Origin of the sequence: Glutamicibacter sp. AOP12-B1-11 (genome assembly GCF_052379245.1) — a bacterium.
Taxonomy (GTDB): Bacteria; Actinomycetota; Actinomycetes; order Actinomycetales; family Micrococcaceae; genus Glutamicibacter.
In genome coordinates, this window is record NZ_JBQSYL010000079.1 from 1 (window position 1) to 1,474 (window position 1,474).

At 53.3% G+C, this 1,474-nt stretch carries 1 protein-coding gene; it reads left to right on the top strand.

Going from position 1 to position 1,474, the window contains the following annotated elements:
* Positions 1 to 646: ISAs1 family transposase (locus ACT3UQ_RS19670; protein WP_444637814.1), on the top strand; the 646-nt coding region annotated here is incomplete at its 5' end.
* Positions 647 to 1,474: the final 828 nt, after the last annotated feature.

Below are 1,474 nucleotides of genomic sequence, written 5' to 3' on the forward strand. Positions count from 1 at the left end.
GTTCACGAACCTGTTGGATCACGTGGCGGAGCTGAAAGGCGCAGTCGTGACTGCGGATGCCTTGCATACGCAAAAGGGGCATGCGAAGTATCTGCACTCGCGTGAATCCCACTATATTTTTACCGTCAAAGGCAACCAGGCCAGACTTCTGGCGGAGCTTGAGCAGCTCCCATGGGATGACGTTCCCGCGGGAAACCGGACTACTCAGACACAGAATGGCCGCCGTACTATCCGCACTGTCAAATGTGCAACCGTGACTACCGGGATTAGTTTCCCGCATGCGGCTCAGGCGATGCAGATCATGCGTAAGTCGCGGCCGTTGGGCGCAACGAAGTGGCATATCGAGATCGTGCACGCGTTGACGTCACTGCCGACGCATTTGGCTGGTCCCGGAGAACTGGGTGCATGGATTCAAGGGCATTGGGCCATAGAAAACGGCCTTCATTGGCGTCGGGACGTGACATGGCAGGAGGATAAATCTCAAGTCAGAGTAGGAAATTCTCCGCATGTGATGGCAACACTGAGGAACATCGCGATCACGTTGCTTAAGAATCTGGGATACACGAATTTGGCGAAGGCTACGAGGAAGCTACGGAATCATCCTGATCGAGTGCTGTCTTTGATTGGTTTGGGGACCAGCCGCTGACTTTGCAGACGCCCTGTGTCCGAGGCACTTATAAACTTGGTGACCCCGATTTTTGGGTTCATCTCAAAATATTGAGCCAAACGGCGATCGTAGACACTCAATTAGTGGGCGCCTATCCGGTCTTGGACGGCAGAGGGCGACTAGCTGAGTAGTGGTCAGCCAATTTCCGAGGGCTAGGTTGTCACTGACAGAGCCAAGATCCTCATTTCCTTGGGCTTGCTACTCAACGCAAAGTACCGTCTAGAGTCATGGACCGCCGACTGGCGGGAGTCCTTCAGGCGCCAGCAATGAGCTATTCGAGAAACAGTCCTTGCTGTCAACGCGATGGGGGCACTAGCAGTCGCTCACTTCAACCGTGCAAAGAGAAGCATCCATACCGATCTTGCTACGGAGCCCAAGAATGAGTTGTGTTGTGGAAGCCGGGACTGAGCATCGGGCTGCCAATGGAGTTGACCGGTAAACAATCCCGCTCGGCATAAAAGGCCCTTGCGTCATTGGAGATGCCCAGTGAATCGAAGCGTAGTAGTGGTATCAGGGGCAAAGAGATTCGAATCGAGCCATTGATGGGTGAGTTACTCGATGATTTTGCAACGTGTGGTGGCGGTAGAGCGCAAATCCAGGCGGTATACCAATGATTTTCACAAAGGAGGGCAACGTTAGCTAACCAATCCGCTGATCCCGCAGCGCTTAGATATGCGATCAACTGCTAGTTCTGCCCTGTGACTATAGGCGGGCTTCGCCCGTCTGATCAATGACGCACTAGTACGGATCCAAAACTGAACTTAATTCAGAATTATTCCTGTGTGCACGGTCACCTCGGAAAAGGGG